The organism is Actinotalea alkalitolerans, assembly GCF_023369855.1.
Lineage (GTDB): Bacteria > Actinomycetota > Actinomycetes > Actinomycetales > Cellulomonadaceae > Actinotalea.
Map to the genome: position 1 here is coordinate 203,841 of NZ_JAMBPP010000003.1, position 19,975 is coordinate 223,815.

The following is a 19,975-nucleotide window of genomic DNA, read 5'->3' on the forward strand; positions in this document are numbered from 1 at the left end:
GCTCCTGTACGTCACGGTGCTGGCTGTCGATCGTGCTGCTGCCACATCGTGCGAGGACGAGCCACCGACGCCCGGGAGGGCGTCGTGTCCCGCGGTACCACCTCGCTTGCCGAGCACCGACCCCAGGGGCTGGTGCACCGACCGCTCGTGCAGGCTGTGACGGGCCCACCCGTCCGGATCTACTGCGGGCCTGACCGCGCTGCGGTCACCACCCGGTTCTTCCGGAGGCTCGCCGGTGATGGCCGGGTCGACGCCTGTGCGGCCGATACTACCCTCGTGCGGCCGGGAGGGTGCCGGTGACCACCTGTGGCCCGGTCAGGACTCCGGTGCCATCCTGAGCCCCATGAACACCTCCGTGCATTCCGCAGCCGCCGAGGCCGGCGACCACCCCCTCGTCGAAGAGGGTGCACGGCTCGGCTACGCCGCCAGCGGTGTGCTGCACCTGGTGCTCGGCTGGCTCGCCCTCCAGCTCGCCCTGGGGCAGGCCGGCGGCGATGCCGACCAGTCCGGCGCCCTGAGCGCACTGGCGGAGAACCCCGTGGGCGCGGTGCTGCTGTGGGTGATCCTGGTGGGCTTCGTGCTGCTGGCCGTGTGGCAGGTGACCGAGGCCGTCGTGGTCGACGAGGTCACCGACCGGGTCAAGGCCGCCGCCAAGGCCGTGGTCTACCTGGCCCTGGCCTGGACGGCCCTGAGCACGGTGCGGGGCTCGGGCTCGGAGTCCGGCTCCGAGCAGACCTCAAGCTTCACCGCGACCCTCATGGAGCAGCCGCTCGGGCAGCTCCTGGTGGGACTGGTCGGCCTGGGCGTGGTGGCGGTAGGTGTGTACCACGTGATCAAGGGGTGGAAGGCGACGTTCCTCTCCGACCTGCGCACCCGGCCCGGGACGTGGGGGGTCCGAGCGGGGCGGGTCGGCTACGTCGCCAAGGGCGTCGCCCTCACCGTGGTCGGTGGACTCTTCGGCTGGGCGGCCGCGACCCACGACCCCGAGCAGGCCCAGGGGCTCGACGGTGCCCTCAAGACCATCCTCGAGGTCCCGCTGGGCCAGGTCCTCCTGGTCCTGGTGGCGCTGGGCCTGGTGGCCTACGGGATCTACTCGTTCCTCCGGGCCCGCCACGGCAAGGTCTGAACCTGTCGTGGCCGTCGCCGTCCCGGCGTCGGTACGCAGCCAGCGACGCTGCGGCTCGGTGGTCACACCAGCACGCTAGGGCTGTGCCCGCCTCGGCGCGCCCCGGGAGGCCACGCCGGGACGGCACGAGGACGAGCGGCGGCCGGCCGGTCAGCCCGCTGAGGTGGCCACCGGGCTCTCGATCAGGTCCGCCCCTGCGCGCAGGTTCGCGCCTCCGCGGTAGCGCGCGGCTGGGTGCGAGTCCGGGAGCCTCACGTTGCCCTGGCCCGAGAGCCGCTCCCGCAGGGTGCTCTCCTCGTAGCTGGTGCGGTACAGCCCACGACGCTGCAGCTCGGGCACCACGTGCTCGACGAAGTCCTGAGCGGTCCCCGGGGTGAGGAACTGGCGGAGGTTGAACCCGTCGAGGTCGGTCTCGGCGATCCACCCCTCGATCGCGTCGGCCGCGTCGCTCGCGTCGCCCACGACGACGAAGGGCCCCCGGTCGAAGCGGGTCACCGCGTCGAGCGCCTCCCCCACGGTCGCCTTCGCGCCGTACCTCCACGAGTCCCGGCCCCTGTCACGGCCGGGGCGGTCCTCCGCCGCGAGGATGTCGGCGATCCGGGCATCACGCGGGTACGCGGCGAGGTCGATCCCCCCACCCCCTGCGTGCGCGAGGTATCCCTCGGCCCGCGAGAGGCGCCGGTACTCCTCGGCCTTGCGCTCGGCGGACGCCTTGTCCTTCCCGACGATGACCACGGCCATGGCGTAGGCCGTGATGTCCTGCGCGCGCCGACCGTTGGCGACGGCCCGTCGCCGCAGGTCCGCGACGTTGGAGCGGTACTGCTCGAGCGTGGCCCCGCCGACGAAGACGCCTTCGGCGTGCTTGGCCGCGAAGGCACGACCCGCCGGCGAGCTCCCGGCCTGGAACAGCACAGGGGTCCGCTGCGGCGAGGGCTCGGCGAGGTGCGGACCGGCGACCGAGAAGTGCTCGCCGACGTGGTCGATCGCACGGACCCTGGAGGGGTCGGTGTAGACCCGCCCCTCGCGGTCGCGGACCACCGCGTCGTCGTCCCACGAGCCCTCCCACAGCTTGTAGAGCACGTCGAGGTACTCGTCGGCGATCGCGTAGCGGTGGTCGTGCTCGACCTCGTCCGCCAGGCCGAAGTTCCGGGCGGCGTTGGGCAGGTAGGAGGTCACCACGTTCCAGCCGAACCTGCCCTTGGTGAGGTGGTCGAGGGTGCTCGCACGGCGCGCGAAGGCGAACGGCGGTTCGTAGGTCGTCGAGAAGGTGGCGGCGAAGCCGAGGTGGCGGGTCACGGCGGCCATCGCCGGCACGACCAGCAGCGGGTCGTTGCTCGGGATCTGGACCGCCTCGCGCAGCGCTGTCTCCGGGCCGCCGCGGTAGCCGTCGTACGCACCGATCACGTCGGCGAGGAAGATCGCGTCGAAGAGGCCTGCCTCGCAGAGCTTCGCCTCCTCGACCCAGAAGTCGAGGTCGTTGAAGCGGTGGCGGGTGTTGTCGGGGTGCACCCACAGACCGTGGGAGATGTGCCCCACGCAGTTCATCTCGAAGAGGTTGAAGGCGATGCTCTTGGTCGTGGCCCCCATGTCACCGCCTCCCGACGGGTGCGGTTCCCGGGTGGTCGACGGCGGTGTGCGGTGCGGTCATGGGTCGGCGCTCCTGGTGGTCGTGCGGTCGCGGGTCGTGCAGGTCGTGATCCCGGGTCAGCCGGGGAAGCGAGGCGAGCAGCCGCCGGGTGTAGGGCGCCTGCGGGTCGGTGAACATGTCGTCGGCGTCGCCCTCCTCCACCACCCGTCCGTCCTTCATCACCAGGACGCGGTCACACATGTGGTGGATCACCCCGAGATCGTGGGAGATGAACAGGTACGCGACCCCGAGCTCCTCCTGGAGGTCGGTGAGCAGGTCGAGGACCTGCGCCTGGACCGAGACGTCCAGGGCCGAGACCGGTTCGTCGCACACGATGACGTCGGGGCGGGGCGCCAGCGCGCGGGCGATCGCGACGCGCTGCCGCTGACCACCGGACAGGTGCAGCGGGGACCTGCCCAGGTGCTCCTCGCCCATGCCGACCAGCTCGAGCAGCTCGCGAGAGCGCCCGCGCAGGTCACCGCCGCCGTCCGGGCCGGTTCGCAGAGCGTCGCCGAGGATCCTCGCGACGTCCCACCGGGGGTCGAACGAGCTGAGCGGGTCCTGGTAGACGACCCCGACGCGACGGCGCGACGGACGGCGCGCGGCACGGGACGCCCGGGTCCACGGGGCCCCGTCGAGGCGTACCTCACCCGCGTCCGGCTCGAGCATCGCCAGGGCCAGACGAGCCGTCGTGGTCTTGCCGGACCCGGACTCCCCCACGATCCCCAGGGTCTGGGCGGGGAAGAGCTCGAAGGAGACGTCGTCGACGACGGTGCGGTCGACCCCGTCGGGCCCACGGAAGCTCTTGACGAGTCCTGAGGCGGTCAGCAGGGCGCGTCGTGGACCGCCGCTCGGAACCGTCGCGGGGACCGGTCGCCGGCGGGGTGTCGGCGACAGCCGCGTGCCCTTCGTGCGTTCGCTCGGGACGGCGTCGAGCAGCGCCCGGGTGTACTCGTGCTGCGGCCGGTTCAGGACGTCCTGGGCCGCCCCGTGCTCGACGACCTCACCGGCCCGCATCACGCAGACCTCGTCGGCCAGCCGCGCGACCACCGAGAGGTCGTGGCTGATCAGCAGGACCGCCTTGCCCCGCTGCTTGGTCTGTGCGAGGAGGTCCAGGACCTGTGCCTGGACCGTGACGTCCAGGGCCGTCGTCGGTTCGTCGGCGATGACCAGCCTGGGGTCCAGTGCGAGAGCCGTCGCGATGAGGGCCCGCTGACGCAGACCGCCGGAGAGCTCGTAGGGGCGTTGCCGGGCACACAGGTCCGGATCCGGGATCCCCACGTCACGCAGCACCTCCAGGACCCTGCGGCGACGCTCGTCGCGTGAGCCCCGTCGGTGCAGGCGCAGCGGCTCGTCGACCTCGGCGCCCACGGTGCGGAACTGGTCCAGGGAGACCAGGGCGTCCTGCAGGACGAACCCGATCTGAGCGCCGCGGACCCGCTGCCACTGCCGGGGACGCAGGCCCTGCAGCTCCCGCCCGTCGAGCTCGAGCCGGTCAGCCTCGACCCGGGCACCCGCGCCCGTGAGCCCGACGAGCGTCCGGGCGGTCACGCTCTTGCCCGAGCCGGACTCCCCGACGATCGCCAGGCACCGTCCCTGCTCGAGGTTGAAGGAGATCCCCCGCACCACCGGGGCGACCGCTCCGTCCCGGACGAACCCCACCCGGAGGTTCTCGACGCGCAGCAGCGCGGGCGCTGGCTCCAGGGTCCGGGTTCGCTGCAGGTCTGGTGCGAGGGTGGTCATCGGTCTGCTCCTTCGAGGCTCTTCTGGAGGGTGCGTCCGAGCGATGTCGCGGCGACCGCGACCAGGACGATGGCAAGTCCAGGCATGACCTCGAGCCACCAGGCGTGCGTGATGTACATCCGGCCGGCCTCCAGGAGCGCACCCCACTCGGCCGCGGGCGGCGCGACGCCCATGCCGAGGAAGGCCAGACCCGAGGCCCAGACGATGGACTGACCGATGCCGAGGGTGAACAGCGCCAGGAGCGGGCGGACCGCGTTGGGGAAGACGTGCTGGGCGACCACCCGCGCACGGCCGTGCCCGAGGGCGCAAGCCGCCTCGACGTAGGCCTCCTGCCGGACCGCGAGCACCTGACCACGCACCATGCGCGCGTAGCCCGGTGCTGAGCCGACCCCCACGGCGATGATCAGCGTGGTGCTGGACGGCCCCCGCACCGCGACGAGCAGCAGCGCCAGGAGCATGACGGGAAAGGCGAAGGTGACCTCGAGGGCCGCGCCGACGAGACGGTCGACCACCCGCCCCCCGAGGCCCGCCAGGAAGCCGAGCAGCACGGCGATCCCCATCGCGAGCGCGGTCGCACCGAGCCCGATCGTCAACGACTCACGCGCCCCGTAGACGATGCGTGTGTACAGGTCACGACCCGACTGGTCGGTTCCGAGCAGGTGGGCGAAGGACGGTGGCTGCAGCGCGCGGGCGAGCTGGATGGCCGTCGGGTCGCCCGACGTGAGCAGCGCCGGCTGCAGCGCGGCCACGGCCACGAAGGTCAGCACGGCGACCGAGACCACGGGGACCACGCCCGGGTGCCGTGCCCTGCCCCGGGGGAGTCGGGTCCTTCCGGTGCGCGTCGTCGTGGTCATGCGGCACGCCTCCTGGGGTCGACGGCCGTGTAGGCGAGGTCGACGAGCACGTTCGCGACGACGTAGACCAGTGCGACGAAGACGACGACGCCTGCCACGACCGGGAGGTCGCGGGCGTTGACCGCGCTCACCAGGACCTGTCCGAGGCCGGGCCGGGAGAAGACCGACTCGACGATCACCGCACCCGAGAGCAGGGCGCCCAGGGCCCATCCGGACAGGGTGATCGGTGGGATGACCGCGTGCCGCAGCACGTGGCGCAGGCGCACGCCCGTCTCGCTCATCCCCCGTGCCCGTGCGGAGGTCACGAACGGCTGCTGCAGGACGCGCTCGAACTCGTCACGGGTGGCCTGCCCGAGGAAGCCGGCCAACGGGATCGCCAGGGTCAGGACGGGAAGGACGGAGGTCGCCAGGTCGGACCCGCCCATGACGGGGAACCATCGGAGGTGGACGGCGAAGACCACCAGCAGGATCACGCCGAGCCAGTAGTGCGGCAGGCTCGCGGACAGGGCCTCCAGACCCGACCCCAGCGCGGTCACCGTGCGGCCGCGTCCCGCGGTGAGCAGCACGGTGACCAGCGAGATCAGCCAGGCGACGACGAGCGCACCGCCGGCCAGCTGGACGGTCGGGACCAGCTGCTCGACGATCACCTCAGTGACCGGGGAGTGCAGCTGGTACGAGGTCCCGAGGTCACCGCGGACCAGACCTCCCACGAACGACAGGTACTGCACGACGAGCGGCTCGTCGAAGCCGTACCGGGCGTTGATGGGAGCGAGCTCCGCCTCGGTGCGTTCGACCGCCTGTCCCGTGCTGGTGTTGAGCAGGAGCGTCGCCCGGTCACCGGGCATGAGGGCCTGGACACCGAAGACGACGGTGGCGGCGCCGAGCAGGACGAGCACCGCGGTCGCGACCCTGGTCAGGCACCGGCGGGCGACCGCCGCTGTCTTCTCGCGCCGGCGCGGGTCGAGGTGTGCCGCGGTCGGTGCCACGGCCGTCGCGGTGGTCATTCGACGAAGTAGGCGTCGTGGAACACCGGCTCACCCTGCGAGTCCTCGAGCCACACGTCTCGCAGCTGCGGGGCGACGGCGATCGAGGTCGTCTGGGTGTAGAGACCGATGCTCGCGGCGTCCTCGCTGATGATCCGCTGGGCCTGCCCGTACAGGCGGTCCTGCGCGGCGCGGTCCAGCGTCGAGTTCGCCTCGAGGATGATCTGCTCGAGCTCGGGGTTGTTGTAGAAGCTCGAGTTGCTGAAGTTCGGGCGGCTCTCGAGGTGCTGGCGGAAGGTGATCAGGAGCACCCCGGAGGTGGGGCTGGTCCAGTACCCGGGCTTGGCGTCGTAGGACTCGGGCGAGGAGTACGTGCCGGAGAACAGCTCGTCCCGCGTCGCCGGGACCAGGACCACCCGGAACCCCGCGGACTTGGCCTGCTCCTGGAGGTTCTGGAGCACGGTGGCCCCTTCGGCGGTGATGATCGACCCCGCGCCGTAGACCACCCTGATCTCGAGCTCCTCGCCGTCCTTGGACCGGACGCCGTCGGGTCCGACGTCGACCCAGCCCGCGGCCAGGAGGAGCTCGACGGCCCTCTCGGGGTCGTGCGGGTAGTCGTCGGCGACGCCCGCGTCGTACCCGGGTGTGCTCTGGCTGATCGAGCCGTTGCCCTCGTAGGGGATCACCCCGTGGAACGCGCTGGTCACCGCGGCCTCACGGTCGGTGGCGTGCGCGAGGGCCTGGCGGACGCGGACGTCGGCGAGCGGGCCGTGCACCGTGTTCAGGCCCAGCGCGACGGGTCGTCCCGGGGTGATGTACTGCTGGACGTCGAACAGCTCCTGGGCTGCCGCCCACTGCGGTGTCGGGACGTCGTAGATGACGTGGGCGCCACCGGTCGTCAGGGCGCCGTACCGGGCCACCGGGTCGTGGACGAACCGCCACTCGATCCCGTCGACGTACGCGGGGCCGTCGTGCTTGGCGTTGGCCGGGGCCGAGGTGTACCCCGGGTTGGTCACGAACGTGACGCTGCTGCCGCGGTCCCATCGCTCCACGACGAACGGTCCGCTGCCCACCGGCTCGTCGCAGTTGATCTCCGACCCGCGTGCCAGCGCCGTCGGCGACTGGATGCCGAAGTACGCCTGGGAGAGCGCCGAGAGCAACGGCGAGTACGGCGCGGTCAGCGTGAGCTCGAACGTCGTCGGGTCCACCGCCCGGCCGGAGCCGTAGTAGTCGCCCAGGTAGGCCGCCACGGTCGAGTTGCCGCCCTCCTCGAGCCAGAAGGTGAAGTTCGACCTGACCGCGTCGGCATCCAGCGGTGTGCCGTCGGTGAAGGTCACGCCCTCCTTGAGCGTGAAGGTCCCGGTGAGCTGGTCCGCCGACACCTCCCAGCCGGTCGCGAGCCACGGGACGATCTGGCCGTCGTCGACCTGCGAGACGAGGGAGTCCAGGACCTGGCGGGACAGGTACGCCTGCTGGACCCACCCTCCGTACAGGCAGGGCGGCTCCTGGTCGTGGGCGTAGACGATCGTCCCGCCGGACACCTGGGTGGCAGCCTGCGAGGAGACGACACCGGGGCCGGCAGCGCACGCGACGACGGTCGAGCCCAGCAGGGCCGCGACCATCGCGACGAGAGCACGGTGGCGGAGCCGCGACGGCGTCACGGCGGGGTCGGATGGTCGGAGGTCGTCGGGTCGTGCGTCACCGGCTGGGCTCACCATGTCGGTCTTCTCCTCGGTCAGGGTCGCCACGAGGGGTGGCGGACGGTCGTCTGCGGGTACGGCGGAGCCCGTCCGGGGGGTCACGGACAGGCGGGTCGGTGGTCTGCGGGCGCACCCGGGGGCGCCCGGTGCGGTCACGGGTGCCGGGTGGCGGCGGGTGCCGGGGGGCGGCGGGGCGGGTGCCGCCCGTCCGGGAGCGCGTGCTCCCGGACGGACGACACCTAGGGCATGGGACGACGCGTCACGTGTACCACGTCGGCTCCGGCACCTCGTCGAGGAGGGCGAAGACGCCCACCTCCCGCCGCTTGTAGGCGATCGGGTCGTGCAGGGAGTGCGTGCGGACGTTGCGCCAGAACCGGTCGAGCCCGACCGCGCTCGCTGTCGCGCGTGCCCCGGTGACCTCGTAGACCCGGGTGCCGATCTCGAGGCCCACGTCGACGGCGCGCTGCTTGGCGGCGGCGATGAGGACCGCGACCTCCCCGCGGGCCCGCGGCGTCAGCCCGTCAGGGTCCAGGTGGAGCTCCTCGATGGCATCGCCGGCCTGGTCGGCCAGGGCCTGCGCCGCCCAGAGCTTGGACTGCAGGTCCCCGTAGGTGTCCAGGATGTAGGGCTCGTCCGCGGCCCGCTCGCGATCGTCACCCCCGTAGGGCCAGGGTCGCGTCCGCTCCCGGGTGTACTCCAGGGCGGTCTGCAGCCCGCCCGAGGCGATCCCCAGGTAGAAGCTGGTGAAGACCAGCTGGATCGCGGGGAGTGTGAGGGTGTTGTAGGTGCGCGGACGGAACTGCTTGTCGACCCAGCCGAGGGCCGCGGACCACGGCAGGACCACGTCGGTGACCGTCACGCTGCCGGACTCGGTGAGCCGCTGGCCCAGGGCGTCCCAGCCGTCGTGGAAGGTGATGCCCGGGTGGTCGGAGGGAGCGAGGGCGAAGATGTGCTCGTCGTGGCCGGCGACCGCCGCCTCGAGCCAGGTGACGTCGGAGACCTTCGACCCGGTCGAGAAGGTCTTCGCGCCCGTGAACGACAGGTCGTCGCCGGTGTCGACCGCGATCAGGTCGTCGTCACGCGGGTTGACGGCTCCGCCGAAGAACCAGCCCTCGCGGGTAGAGGTCGCGATGATCTGCTCGGCCTGGCCGAGGGTCCCGTAGAAGGCCGGAAGCTGCGACCACAGGTAGTGGTACCCGAGCAGCTGCCCGATCGAGCCGTCCCCCGCCGCGACCCGGCGGATCACCTGGTACGCGGTCGCCCAGCTCTGCCCGGCGCCCCCCTGCGGGGCCGGACCGAGCAGGGTGACCAGCCCGGACTGCTTGAGCAGGCCGACCTCGTCGTACGGGGTCAGCAGCTCGCGGTCCCGCTGGACCGCGTCGACCGCAAGGATCGCGGCGACCTCCTCGGCCCTGCGGATCCACTGCTGCGGTGTCGCGGGCCGCTCGCGGTCCGCCCAGGGCGAGGCCGCGACGGCCTGCGCTGTGGTGATGGTCATGAGTTCCCCCTGCATGGTGTGGTGACACCCCACGGCGGCGCCGCGGGACGGATCGGTCCGGTCGGTGCCGGATCAGGCGGAGGCGGCGACGTAGGCCGCCGTCTGGCGAGGGACCTGGACGACGTCGCCCAGGGCCGCACGGAAGGCCTCGGCGGTGCGCGCCACGCACTGCCGGGTCGCGTCGGCGACCAGCACGGGCCCCCCGGAGAGGTGGTCGATGTCGGTGTCGAGCACGAACCGTCCGGTGGTGATGTGCCGCGCTCCGAGCGAGACGAGGACCGGTCGCAGCGAGTAGTCGATCGCGAGGAGGTGGGCCACCGTGCCTCCGGTCGCGAGCGGGAGCACGGCCTTGCCCTGCAGCGCCGACTGCGGGAGGAGGTCGAGGAAGACCTTGAGCAGCCCCGAGTACGAGGCCTTGTAGATCGGCGTGGCCACGATGAGGGAGTCCGCGCCGATCACCGCGCGGACGGCGTGGGCGATGTCCGGGTCGGTGGTGTCGGCACTCAGCAGGGCCCCCGCCGGGAGCTCGCGCAGGTGGATCACCTGGACGTCGTGGCCGTCGGCGGCCAGCTCGTCACCGACGTGCAGGGCCAGCGCGGAGGTCCGGGAGCGGGCGGACGGGCTGCCGGTGAGGATCAGGATGGAGGCCATCGGTCGTGTCCTTCGGTCGGGACGAGGCAGAGCGTCGTCCGGTGCGGGTGGTGAGGGTCAGGAGGGGTCGGGGGGCGGGGTCGAGAGGTGCACCCGAGCGACCCCGAGGTTGCACGGAGGTGCACGGAGGTGCACGGAGGGCACGCGACGCCCAGGATCGGACGGGCGCGCGCCGCTCTCCACCGGGGAGCGGGTGGGGGACCCCGGGGTCGACGATGCGAGGCGGGGTCCTGGGGGAAGGGGAGCTACGGCCTCCGGTGCTGGTCCACCGAGCGGTGGACGGGCTGACCTGTGGTCAGCGACCGGGAGGGGGCGACGTGAGGTCGCAGGCGGGTCGTGTCAGAGACAGGACGCGGCCGAGGCTCCCGCGGACATGCACATTCGTGCAGCGCAGTGGTTGCGCGTCACGGTCGGCAGCCGGTCGGAAGTCATGGCATGACCATGACAGGAGTCACCCCTGCGACCAAGGGCCCATTCGCATGGTGAGACGCGTCTCAGGATGCGAGCAGCGTCAGGCGCGGCGGGCGACCGTGGTGTTGGAGGCCTGGGCGCGAGGGCGCACCACCATCGAGTCGATGTTGACGTGGTGCGGACGGGTCAGCGCCCAGACGATCGCGTCGGCGACGTCGTCCGCGACCAGCGGTTGGTCGACCCCCGCGTAGACGGCATCCGCCGCGGCCCGGTCGCCGCGGAACCGGGTCAACGAGAACTCCTCGGTGTGCACCATCCCGGGAGCGATCTCGATCACCCGCACCGGCTCCCCCACCAGCTCGAGCCGCAGGGTCGCGGCGATCTGACGCTCGGCGTGCTTGGCCGCGACGTAGCCGCCACCCCCGGGGTAGGTGCCGTGGGCAGCGGTCGAGGTCAGCACGAGAACGTCACCGCGGCCCGAGGCCCGCAGCGCCGGCAGGAAGCCCTGGGTCACCCGCAGCGTGCCGAGCACGTTGAGCTCGTACATCTGGCGCCAGTCCGCGAGCGAGCCGCTCGCCACCGGGTCGGTACCCAGGGCCCCGCCGGCGTTGTTCACCACCGCGTGGACCGGTCCGCCGTCGACGACCTCGGCGACCAGCGCGGCGACGTCCTCGTCCGAGGTCACGTCTGCTGGGCGGGCCACCGCACCGGTCTGCCGGGCGAGGTCCGCGAGCCGGTCGGCCCGCCGCGCCACCGCGACGACCTCCCACCCCTCGGCGCGCAGGCGGCGCACCGTGGCGGCACCGATCCCCGACGACGCACCGGTCACCACGGCACGCAGCACCTGCTCGGTCACGATGGGAGCTCCTTCTCGATCTGGGTCAGGGCGTGGTCGTAGATGCTCAGTGCGCGGGCCACCTCGTCCGACGTGACCACGCACGGCGGGACCACATGGATGCGGTTGTCCACCAGGAAGGGCAGCAGACCGCCCTCCAGGAGCAGGCCCTTGAGCCGCCCCATCGCAGCGGCAGGCAACGGTTCCCGGGTGGTGCGGTCCACGACCAGCTCGAGGGCCCAGAAGACCCCGAGCCCGCGGACGTCACCCACCACCGGGTGCCGATCCGCCAGGTCGGCCAGCCCGGGGCCCAGGACCTCGGCGCCGATCCGGGCCGCATGCTCCACGACGCCCTCGCGCGCCATCGCCTCGAGGGTCGCGACCACCGACGCCATCGCCAACGGGTGCCCCGAGTAGGTCAGCCCGCCGGGGAACACCCGCTCGTCGAAGGTCGCGGCAACCTCGTCCGAGATCACCACCCCACCGACCGGGACGTACCCCGAGTTGACCCCCTTGGCGAAGGTGATCAGGTCGGGTCGCACGTCGAAGTGGTCCAGGGCGAACCAGGCCCCCGTCCGACCGAACCCCGCCATGACCTCGTCCAGGATCAGCAGGATGCCGTACCTGTCGGCCAGCGCCCGCACCCCCGCCAGGTACCCGGGGGGTGGGACCAGCACCCCGCCGGTTCCCACCACCGTCTCGAGCAGGACCGCCGCGATCGATCCCGCACCCTCGGCCTCGATCACCCGGGCCAGGTGGTACAGCGCCCGCTCGGTCTCCTGCTCGGGGGTCGTGGCCCAGAAGTCGGTGCGGTACAGGTACGGGCCGAAGAAGTGGGCGTGGCCCCGGGCGAACTCGTTCGGGACCCGCCGCCAGTCCCCCGTGGCCACGACCGCCGCACCGGTGTTGCCGTGGTACGAGCGGTAGGCCGACAGGACCTTGTCACGCCCGGTGTGCAGCCGCGCCATCCGGATCGCGTTCTCGTTGGCGTCCGCACCCCCGTTGGTGAAGAAGATCTTGGACATGCCCGGCGGGGCGTGCGCGACGATCGCCTCGGCCGCCCGTCCACGGGTCAGGTTGGCATGCGGGGGCGCGACCGTCGGCAGCACCTGGGCCTGGGCGGTGATCGCGGCGACCACCGCAGGGTGCGCGTGCCCGATGTTGACGTTCACGAGCTGGCTGGCGAAGTCCAGGTACCGACGACCCTCGAAGTCCCACACCTCGCTGCCGAGCCCACCGGCGATCGCCAGGGGCGCCAGCGCACCCTGCGCCGACCATGAGTGGAAGACGTGCGCGCGGTCCAGCCGTACGGCCGTCTCGCCGTCCTGTGGTGAGAGGTCGGTCATGTCGCACCCTTCACGGAGTCGTGGGCGGTGGGAACCACCCGAGGTTCGGCGCCCGCCGGGCTGCGTGCGGGGACCGTCGCCGGCCCCCGCACGCAGCGGGCCGTCGGTCAGCTCCCGCCGGCGGCGAGGGTCACGGAGAGCGGCTCGAAGCCGTCGCCCGTCACGTCCACACCGTCTTCGACGAGCTCGGCGAGCGCCTGCTCGATGTAGGTGTTCGAGTATGCCGTCGACGGCGGCTCGGTGCTGATGATGGTCGCCCCCGTCTCGTTGGACGTCTCCAGCGACATCTCGACCGTCGCCTCCCACGCGGCGGGGTCGACCATGCCGATCCCGCCGGTGGTGCTCGGCCAGATGAGCTTGTTGACCTCGTTCGTCATCCACAGCTGGTGGCTGGCCCCCAGGGTCGAGCCCGCGGCCGTGACGATCTCCGCGGTCTCCTCGGGGTTGTCCCGCGCGAAGACCCAGCCCCGGATCGAGGCCTTGAGGAACTTCACGGTCGTCTCGGCGTACTCCTCGTCGTCGGCCAGCCGGGTCGCGTCGGCCCAGATCGCGTCCTGGAGCATCGCCGTGCCCTCCTCGTTCCAGTCGATGACGGAGAAGTCCTCGGGCTGGTACAGGTCACCCGTCTCGGGGTTCTCGGACTCGAGCAGCTGGGCGTACTCGTTGTAGGTCATCGCCTGGGCCGCGTCGATGTCACCGGCCAGGAAGGCGTTCATGTCGAAGGCCTGCTGGATGATCTCGACGTCGGTGACCCCGGCCCGGTTGAGCCCGGCGAAGAGCTCCCACTCGTTGCCGTAGCCCCAGCTGCCGATCTTCTTGCCGTCGAGCTCGGCGACCGAGTCGATCCCCGCGTCGGCGAAGGACACCTGGAGCGTGGCCGAGCGCTCGAAGACCTGCGCCACGTCCGTGATCTGGGCGCCCTGCTCGATCGAGCCGAGCACCTTGGGCACCCAGGCGATCGCGTAGTCCACCTCCCCGTTGGCCAGGGCGTCCTGGGGGACGACGTCACCGCCGCTGGGCAGGATGGAGACGTCGAGCCCCTCCTCCTCGTAGTAGCCCTGGTCGAGGGCCGCGTAATAGCCCGCGAACTGCGCCTGGGTCAACCACTGCAGCTGCAGCGTGACCGGGGTGAGGTCCGCCGTGGCCGCGCCGCCGTCGTCGTCGTCCGAGGTGGTGCTCGCGCAGCCCGCGAGGGCCACCGCCGCGAGCGTGCCCACCAGGCCCGCCCGCAGCGAGATGCCGCTGTTGATCCTCATGTCATCGCCTTCCTCGTGCCTGTCGGGTCCGTGCTGATGTCTGACCGGCCTGACGCCATCGGCAGGCGGACCTCTCGAGCGGGCTCATCCGGGTCGCCCGGAGGGCCCCGACCGCCGCCTGACCAGGTGCTCGGCGGCCAGCGTGGTGCCGTAGAAGACCAGTCCGACGATCACCCCGCCGAGCACGAAGGACCAGGCGCGTGCGTAGTTGCTCCCGGCGGCCGCGGTCGTGATGAACGAGCCGATGCCCGTCCGGGGGCCACCGAAGTACTCCGCGACGATCGCGGAGATCACCGCGAGCGACGAGGCCAGGCGCAGCCCCGTGAAGACGAACGGCAGTGCCGCCGGAACGGTGACGGTGCGGGTGACCTGGCCAGGGGTGGCCGCGTAGACCCGCATCAGGTCACGGTGCACCGGCCGGACCTGGCGCAGGCCCCGCAGCGTGTTGACGAAGACCGGGACCAGCACCGCGACCGCTGCCACGACCTGCCGGGCGACCTCGGAGGCCGCACCGAACATCGTGTACAGGACCGGGGCGAGGGCGACGATCGGCACGACGGCGAGTCCGGCGACGAGCGGTGCCAGCAGCCGGTCGGCGGTGCGCAGCAGGCCTGCCAGCACCGCCGCACCGATGCCGAGCAGGCCACCGAGCGCCAGGCCGACGGCGGCGTTGGTCCCGGTGACCACGATCGCGCCGCTGATCGTGGGCCACATCGCGACCAGCTCGCCGCCGATCGCCCGCGGGCTCGGCAGGAGGAACGGCGGGATCTCACCGAGGTCCACGGCAGCCTGCCACCCGACCAGCAGCAGTCCCGCGAGGATCACGGGTGCGAGCACGCGCAGGGCCGTGCCCCGCACGGCCACCACCACGGCGGTGCCGCCCGACGCGCTCACCGCAGCTCCGCCCCACGCACGGTGGCACCGGCCCCTGAGCCCCCGTGCAGGGCCTCTCGCACGCGTGTGACCGACTCGAAGTACGAGGTGTCCTCCCGCAGGCCCTCCTCGCGCTCGGTGCCACGCCCCAGCCCGATGTCCACGACCTCCTGGATCCGACCCGGTCGGGCCGACATCACCACGACCCGGTCGGACAGGAACACGGCCTCGGGGATCGAGTGGGTCACGAAGACCACCGCCGCCCGCGTCTGGGCGCACAGCCGGACGAGCTCGACCTGGAGCCGTTCGCGAGTCATCTCGTCCAGCGCCCCGAAGGGCTCGTCCATCAGGAGCAGGCTCGGCTCCTCGGCGATGGCCCGGGCGATCGCGACGCGCTGCTGCATGCCGCCCGAGAGCTGGTCGGGGAAGTGGTCGCCGAAGTCGGCCAGGCCCACCAGGTCGAGCAGGTGACCGGCGCGCTCGCGACGCCCGCCCTTGCCGACACCGTGCAGAGCCAGCGGGAGCTCGACGTTCGCCCGCACGGTGCGCCAGGGCAGCAGCCCCGCCTGCTGGAAGGCGATCCCGTAGTCGTGGGCCAGCCGCGCCTGCTCGGGAGTGCGGCCGAAGACACTGATGCTGCCCGAGGTGGGCCGGTCGAGATCGGCGACCAGCCGCAGCAGCGTGCTCTTGCCGCAGCCCGAGGGGCCGATCAGGGACACGAACTCCCCCGCGGCGACGGTCAGGTCCACCTGGTCCAAGGCCGTGACCGCGCCGCCCGAGCCACCGAAGACCCGGCTCACGTCCTCGACGCTCACCGCGACGGCACCCCGCGGGTGGTCCTGGGCAGCGGTCGCCGCGCTCATGCGGTCACCTCCGCACGCCGGTAGCGACCGAGCGGCAGCCCGACCAGCGAGACGAGACCCGCCACGAGCAGCCCGAGGAGCACCGCCCCCAGCAGGGGTGCCCACGGCTTGGCCGGGTCGCTGCTCGCGAAGTTGGCGAACTCCAGGATCATCCGTCCCACACCTCCGGGAAGTCCGGTCGAGACCTCGGCGACGATGGTGCCGACCACGGCGTTGGCACCGGCCAGCCGGATGGCCGGGAGCACGTAGGGGACGCTGGCCGGCAGCCGCAGGCGGACCAGGGTCGACCACCAGCCCGCGCCGTAGGCCCGCATCAGCTCGCGATGGATCGAGTCGGGCGACTGGAGCCCGCGCAGGGCGCCCACCGCGACGGGGAAGAACGCCAGGTAGGAGGCGATCACCGCGACCGACATCCAGCCCTGCCAGGCGAAGCCGCCGATCTCGACCCGGCCTCCCCAGCCCTTGACCAACGGGGCCAGCGCGATCAGGGGGACGGTCTGGCTGAGCACCACGAGCGGCAGCACCGCGGCCTCGACCAGCGCGAAGCGCTGCATGCCCACCGCGAAGCAGAACCCCACCACGACCCCCAGCACCCAGCTGACCAGGGCCACGGCCAGGCTGAACCCGCTGGCCTGGAGCACCGCGACCCACAGCGGCACGGCACCGGGGGCACCGGTCAGCGGCTCGGGCAGGCGCCCCAGCATCTCCCAGACGTGCGGCATGGCCAGGTCGGTGGTGCGCGGGAGCACCCGCACCTCGCGCACGCTCCAGCCCTGCTCGGGGCCGAGCAGCTTGTACAGCTCCCAGGTGGCCGCGACCCCCAGCAGGGCCGCCACCCCCAGACCCAGGTCGGCCAGGCGCCGCCTCATGCGGTCGCCACGACGTGCTCGCGCAGCGCGGGGATGACCCGCTCGCCGTACATCCGCAGGGTCTCCTCCTTGTTGTCGTGCTGGAGGTAGCCCGCGAACTGGTCGACGCCGAGCTCGCGCAACGCCTCGAGCTTCTGGACGTGCTCGCGCGCGCTGCCGAGCAGGCAGAAGCGTTCGACGATCTCGTCCGGGACGAAGCCCGCGTGGCTGTTCCCGGCCCGCCCGTGCTGGTTGTAGTCGTAGCCCTGACGGCCCTCGATGTAGTCCGTGAGGGCCTTGGGCACCGACGAGCCCTGCCCGTACTTGGTCACGATGTCCGCGACGTGGTTGCCGACCATCCCGCCGAACCACCGGCACTGCTCACGCATGTGGGCGCGTGCCGCGGGCGAGTCTCCGTCCCCGACGTACATCGGGGCCGCGACGCAGAACTTCACCGCCGCGGGGTCCCGGCCGGCCTTCTCGGCCGCGTCCCGGACGGCCTTGATCATCCAGGCCGCGACATCGAGGTCCGCCAGCTGCAGGATGAACCCGTCACCGACCTCGCCGGTCAGCCTCAGAGCCAGCGGGCCGTAGGCCGCGACCCACACGTCCAGGGTCGACCCGGTGCTCCACGGGAACCGGACCGTGACGCCGTTGACCTCGACGGCACGGTCGTTGGCCAGCTCACGGATCACGTGCACCGACTCGCGCAGGGTCGCGAGGTTGCTGGGTCGACCGTTCAGGGTCCGCACGGCCGAGTCCCCCCGGCCGATCCCGCAGATCGTCCGGTTGCCGTACATCTCGTTCAGGGTCGCGAGGAGGGAGGCCAGGACCGTCCAGTCACGCGTGGCCGGGTTGGTCACCATGGGGCCGACGACGACCTTGCGGGTCGCCGCCAGGATCGCCGAGTAGATCACGAACGGCTCCTGCCAGAGCAGGTGCGAGTCGAAGGTCCAGACGTGGCTGAACCCGTGGGTCTCGGCCTGACGGGCGAGCTCGACCGTGCGCGAGGCCGGGGGGTTGGTCTGCAGGACGACGCCGAAGTCCATGGGGTGCTCCTCTCAGACCAGGTACTGGGACAGTCCGCGCCTGACGAACCTCCCGTCGCCGGGGCGACCGTGGTAGCCGCCCTGGTCGACCAGGACCTTGCCGCGGGACATCACGACGTCCACGTGCCCGTCGATCTCGAAGCCCTCCCAGGCCGAGTGGTCCATGTTCATGTGGTGGGTCCGGCCGTAGCCGATCGAGGTGTGGCCGGCCGGGTCGTAGACCACGACGTCGGCATCGGCGCCCGGTACCAGCACCCCCTTGGTGCCGTACATGCCGAACATCCGCGCGGGGGTCGTGGAGGTGATCTCGACCCACCGCTCGAGGCTGATCTCCCCCGTGACCACGCCCTGGTACATCAGGTCCATCCGGTGCTCGACCGATCCGATGCCGTTGGGGATCTTGGTGAAGTCGCCCAGCCCGAGATCCTTCTGACCCTTCATGCAGAACGGGCAGTGGTCGGTCGAGACCATCTGCAGGTCGTTGGTCCGCAGACCGCGCCACATGTGGTCCTGGTGCCCCTCGGCCCGGGAGCGCAGCGGGGTCGAGCAGACGTACTTGGCCCCCTCGAAGCCGGGGGCGCCGAGGTGCTCCTCGAGCGAGAGGTACAGGTACTGCGGGCAGGTCTCGCCGAAGACGTTCTGGCCCCGGTCGCGTGCCGCGGCGAGCTGCTCGACGGCCTGCTTGGCGCTGACGTGCACGACGTAGAGCGGGGCACCGGTCAGGTCGGCCAGCATGATCGCGCGGTGGGTGGCCTCCTCCTCCATCTGCCAGGCACGTGCCACGCCGTGGAAGTACGGGTCGGTCCGTCCCGCCTCGACCAGCTGCTGGGCCAGGACGTCGATCGCCGGTCCGTTCTCGGCGTGCATCATGGTCAGCAGCCCGGTCTCGGCGGCCTTCTGCATCGCTCGGAGGATCTGCCCGTCGTCGCTCAGGAACACCCCCGGGTAGGCCATGAACAGCTTGAAGCTCGACACCCCTTCGTCGAGCAGCCCCTCCATGGCCTGGAGCGAGGCGGCGTCGACCCCGCCGACGATCTGGTGGAAGCCGTAGTCGACCGCGCACTGCCCTGCGGCCTTGGCGTGCCACGCCTCGAGCGCATCCTGGACCCGCTCCCCCGCACGCTGCACGGCGAAGTCGACGATCGTCGTGGTCCCGCCCCAGGCCGCGGCCCGGGTGCCGGTCTCGAAGGTGTCGCTGGCCGAGGTGCCGCCGAAGGGCAGCTCCATGTGGGTGTGGGCGTCGATCCCGCCGGGGATCACGTACTTCCCGGTGGCGTCCACGACCCGGTCGACGTGGGCGGACACGTCGAAGCCGAGCAGGGTCGAGCCGGGAGCCAGCACGGCCGCGACGGTCTCGCCGTCGACCAGCACGTCGGCGCGGCTGCGTCCCGTCGCGTTGACGACCGTGCCACCGCTGATCAGGGTCTTCACGTCGGTCTCCTCACGTCGGGACGGGTCAGGGGGCCACGATCGCGCCGTAGGCGTCAGGGCGACGGTCGCGGTAGAACTGCCAGCGCTCGCGCACCGTGCGGATCGCGCCGAGGTCGACGTCACGCACGATCAGCCCCGCCTCGGTCGAGCTCGCGAGCTCGCCCACGAACGCGCCGTCGGGCCCGACGACGTAGGACGAGCCGTAGAAGGCGACGGCCTGGTCGCCGTACTCGTTCTCCTCGGAGCCGACCCGGTTGTTGGCCGCCACGTAGTAGCCGTTGGCGATGGCGGCGGCCGGCTGCTCGATCTCCCAGAGCCGGTTGGAGATCCCGGGGGCGGTGGCGTTGGGGTTGAAGACGATCTCCGCACCGGCCAGGCCGAGCATGCGCCAGCCCTCGGGGAAGTGGCGGTCGTAGCAGATGTTCACCCCGATGCGACCGACGGCGGTGTCGAAGACCGGGTAGCCGAGGTTGCCCGGACGGAAGTAGAACTTCTCCCAGAACTTGGGCAGGTGCGGGATGTGGTGCTTGCGGTACCTGCCGAGGTAGGAGCCGTCCGCGTCGACGACCGCGGCCGTGTTGTAGAGCACACCGGGCTGGTCCTCCTCGTAGACCGGGAGCACCATGACGATGCCGAGCTCCTTGGCCAGGGCTGCGAACCGGTCGACGGTCGGCCCGGGCACGGACTCGGCGTACGCGTAGTACTGGGGGTCCTGGGTGATCCCGAAGTACGGGCCGTAGAAGAGCTCCTGGAAGGCGATGACCTGCGCGCCCTGGGCTGCGGCCGCGCGGGCGTACTCCTCGTGCCGGACGATCATCGACTCCTTGTCGCCCGTCCAGGGGGTCTGGGTCAGTGCCACACGCACCACGCTCATGGGTCCT

At 71.9% G+C, this 19,975-nt stretch carries 17 protein-coding genes; 1 reads left to right on the forward strand and 16 read right to left on the reverse strand.

All coding sequences use genetic code 11. The features are described 5' to 3' along the window. Nucleotides 1-343: 343 nt before the first annotated feature. Complete coding sequence (locus M1R94_RS04495) at nucleotides 344-1,126, forward strand: DUF1206 domain-containing protein (protein ID WP_249380466.1); 783 nt, start codon at nucleotides 344-346, stop codon at nucleotides 1,124-1,126. Nucleotides 1,127-1,276: 150 nt separating this feature from the next. Here M1R94_RS04495 and M1R94_RS04500 read toward each other — a convergent pair whose 3' ends face one another. The 16 genes from M1R94_RS04500 to M1R94_RS04575 form a co-directional block, all read right to left on the reverse strand. Continuing rightward, entirely contained in the window at nucleotides 1,277-2,713 is a 1,437-nt protein-coding gene (locus M1R94_RS04500; RefSeq protein WP_249380467.1) for an LLM class flavin-dependent oxidoreductase, read from the reverse strand. A 1-nt stretch (nucleotide 2,714) separates the two neighbouring features. After that, on the reverse strand, nucleotides 2,715-4,496 hold the full coding sequence (locus M1R94_RS04505; protein ID WP_249380468.1) for a dipeptide ABC transporter ATP-binding protein: 1,782 nt from the start codon (nucleotides 4,494-4,496) through the stop codon (nucleotides 2,715-2,717). Further along, the gene (locus M1R94_RS04510; RefSeq protein ID WP_249380469.1) at nucleotides 4,493-5,350 is read right to left on the reverse strand and encodes an ABC transporter permease; all 858 of its coding nucleotides are present in this window, start codon (nucleotides 5,348-5,350) and stop codon (nucleotides 4,493-4,495) included. The genes M1R94_RS04505 and M1R94_RS04510 overlap by 4 nt, the downstream gene beginning before the upstream one ends. Continuing rightward, nucleotides 5,347-6,354: an ABC transporter permease gene (locus M1R94_RS04515; RefSeq protein ID WP_249380470.1), complete on the reverse strand. Its 1,008-nt coding sequence runs from the start codon at nucleotides 6,352-6,354 to the stop codon at nucleotides 5,347-5,349. Before M1R94_RS04515 ends, M1R94_RS04510 begins: the two co-directional genes overlap by 4 nt. Further along, nucleotides 6,351-8,081, reverse strand: coding sequence for an ABC transporter substrate-binding protein (locus M1R94_RS04520; RefSeq protein WP_249380471.1), 1,731 nt, complete (start codon nucleotides 8,079-8,081; stop codon nucleotides 6,351-6,353). Before M1R94_RS04520 ends, M1R94_RS04515 begins: the two co-directional genes overlap by 4 nt. Nucleotides 8,082-8,292: 211 nt before the next feature. Continuing rightward, on the reverse strand, nucleotides 8,293-9,531 hold the full coding sequence (locus tag M1R94_RS04525; protein WP_249380472.1) for an acyl-CoA dehydrogenase family protein: 1,239 nt from the start codon (nucleotides 9,529-9,531) through the stop codon (nucleotides 8,293-8,295). A 72-nt stretch (nucleotides 9,532-9,603) separates the two neighbouring features. Beyond that, on the reverse strand, nucleotides 9,604-10,182 hold the full coding sequence (ssuE, locus tag M1R94_RS04530; RefSeq protein ID WP_249380473.1) for an NADPH-dependent FMN reductase: 579 nt from the start codon (nucleotides 10,180-10,182) through the stop codon (nucleotides 9,604-9,606). A 511-nt stretch (nucleotides 10,183-10,693) separates the two neighbouring features. Next, nucleotides 10,694-11,452 carry an SDR family NAD(P)-dependent oxidoreductase gene (locus tag M1R94_RS04535; RefSeq protein ID WP_249380611.1) on the reverse strand — a complete coding sequence of 253 codons (759 nt, stop codon included), beginning with the start codon at nucleotides 11,450-11,452 and terminating at the stop codon, nucleotides 10,694-10,696. Further along, nucleotides 11,446-12,774 carry an aspartate aminotransferase family protein gene (locus tag M1R94_RS04540; RefSeq protein ID WP_249380474.1) on the reverse strand — a complete coding sequence of 443 codons (1,329 nt, stop codon included), beginning with the start codon at nucleotides 12,772-12,774 and terminating at the stop codon, nucleotides 11,446-11,448. The genes M1R94_RS04535 and M1R94_RS04540 overlap by 7 nt, the downstream gene beginning before the upstream one ends. Nucleotides 12,775-12,881: 107 nt before the next feature. Continuing rightward, entirely contained in the window at nucleotides 12,882-14,030 is a 1,149-nt protein-coding gene (locus tag M1R94_RS04545) for an ABC transporter substrate-binding protein (protein ID WP_249380475.1), read from the reverse strand. A gap of 84 nt (nucleotides 14,031-14,114) precedes the next feature. Next, complete coding sequence (locus tag M1R94_RS04550) at nucleotides 14,115-14,924, reverse strand: ABC transporter permease (protein ID WP_249380476.1); 810 nt, start codon at nucleotides 14,922-14,924, stop codon at nucleotides 14,115-14,117. Further along, nucleotides 14,921-15,766 (reverse strand): ABC transporter ATP-binding protein, encoded by an 846-nt coding sequence (locus M1R94_RS04555; RefSeq protein WP_249380477.1) that lies wholly within the window; start codon nucleotides 15,764-15,766, stop codon nucleotides 14,921-14,923. Before M1R94_RS04555 ends, M1R94_RS04550 begins: the two co-directional genes overlap by 4 nt. Continuing rightward, nucleotides 15,763-16,635 carry an ABC transporter permease gene (locus tag M1R94_RS04560; protein ID WP_249380478.1) on the reverse strand — a complete coding sequence of 291 codons (873 nt, stop codon included), beginning with the start codon at nucleotides 16,633-16,635 and terminating at the stop codon, nucleotides 15,763-15,765. Before M1R94_RS04560 ends, M1R94_RS04555 begins: the two co-directional genes overlap by 4 nt. Further along, entirely contained in the window at nucleotides 16,632-17,663 is a 1,032-nt protein-coding gene (locus M1R94_RS04565; protein WP_249380479.1) for a TIGR03842 family LLM class F420-dependent oxidoreductase, read from the reverse strand. Before M1R94_RS04565 ends, M1R94_RS04560 begins: the two co-directional genes overlap by 4 nt. Before the next feature lie 12 nt (nucleotides 17,664-17,675). Next, nucleotides 17,676-19,094, reverse strand: coding sequence for a dihydropyrimidinase (gene hydA / locus M1R94_RS04570; protein ID WP_249380480.1), 1,419 nt, complete (start codon nucleotides 19,092-19,094; stop codon nucleotides 17,676-17,678). A gap of 25 nt (nucleotides 19,095-19,119) precedes the next feature. Next, the gene (locus tag M1R94_RS04575) at nucleotides 19,120-19,968 is read right to left on the reverse strand and encodes a nitrilase-related carbon-nitrogen hydrolase (protein ID WP_249380481.1); all 849 of its coding nucleotides are present in this window, start codon (nucleotides 19,966-19,968) and stop codon (nucleotides 19,120-19,122) included. Nucleotides 19,969-19,975: the final 7 nt, after the last annotated feature.

What these genes read in the sequence shown, in the direction of transcription:
- M1R94_RS04495 (WP_249380466.1), top strand. Translation starts at nt 344, where the DNA reads ATGAACACCTCCGTGCATTCCGCAGCCGCCGAGGCCGGCGACCACCCC.
- M1R94_RS04500 (WP_249380467.1), bottom strand. Translation starts at nt 2,713, where the DNA reads ATGGGGGCCACGACCAAGAGCATCGCCTTCAACCTCTTCGAGATGAAC.
- M1R94_RS04505 (WP_249380468.1), bottom strand. Translation starts at nt 4,496, where the DNA reads ATGACCACCCTCGCACCAGACCTGCAGCGAACCCGGACCCTGGAGCCA.
- M1R94_RS04510 (WP_249380469.1), bottom strand. Translation starts at nt 5,350, where the DNA reads ATGACCACGACGACGCGCACCGGAAGGACCCGACTCCCCCGGGGCAGG.
- M1R94_RS04515 (WP_249380470.1), bottom strand. Translation starts at nt 6,354, where the DNA reads ATGACCACCGCGACGGCCGTGGCACCGACCGCGGCACACCTCGACCCG.
- M1R94_RS04525 (WP_249380472.1), bottom strand. Translation starts at nt 9,531, where the DNA reads ATGACCATCACCACAGCGCAGGCCGTCGCGGCCTCGCCCTGGGCGGAC.
- ssuE (WP_249380473.1), bottom strand. Translation starts at nt 10,182, where the DNA reads ATGGCCTCCATCCTGATCCTCACCGGCAGCCCGTCCGCCCGCTCCCGG.
- M1R94_RS04540 (WP_249380474.1), bottom strand. Translation starts at nt 12,774, where the DNA reads ATGACCGACCTCTCACCACAGGACGGCGAGACGGCCGTACGGCTGGAC.
- M1R94_RS04545 (WP_249380475.1), bottom strand. Translation starts at nt 14,030, where the DNA reads ATGAGGATCAACAGCGGCATCTCGCTGCGGGCGGGCCTGGTGGGCACG.
- M1R94_RS04555 (WP_249380477.1), bottom strand. Translation starts at nt 15,766, where the DNA reads ATGAGCGCGGCGACCGCTGCCCAGGACCACCCGCGGGGTGCCGTCGCG.
- M1R94_RS04560 (WP_249380478.1), bottom strand. Translation starts at nt 16,635, where the DNA reads ATGAGGCGGCGCCTGGCCGACCTGGGTCTGGGGGTGGCGGCCCTGCTG.
- M1R94_RS04565 (WP_249380479.1), bottom strand. Translation starts at nt 17,663, where the DNA reads ATGGACTTCGGCGTCGTCCTGCAGACCAACCCCCCGGCCTCGCGCACG.
- M1R94_RS04575 (WP_249380481.1), bottom strand. Translation starts at nt 19,968, where the DNA reads ATGAGCGTGGTGCGTGTGGCACTGACCCAGACCCCCTGGACGGGCGAC.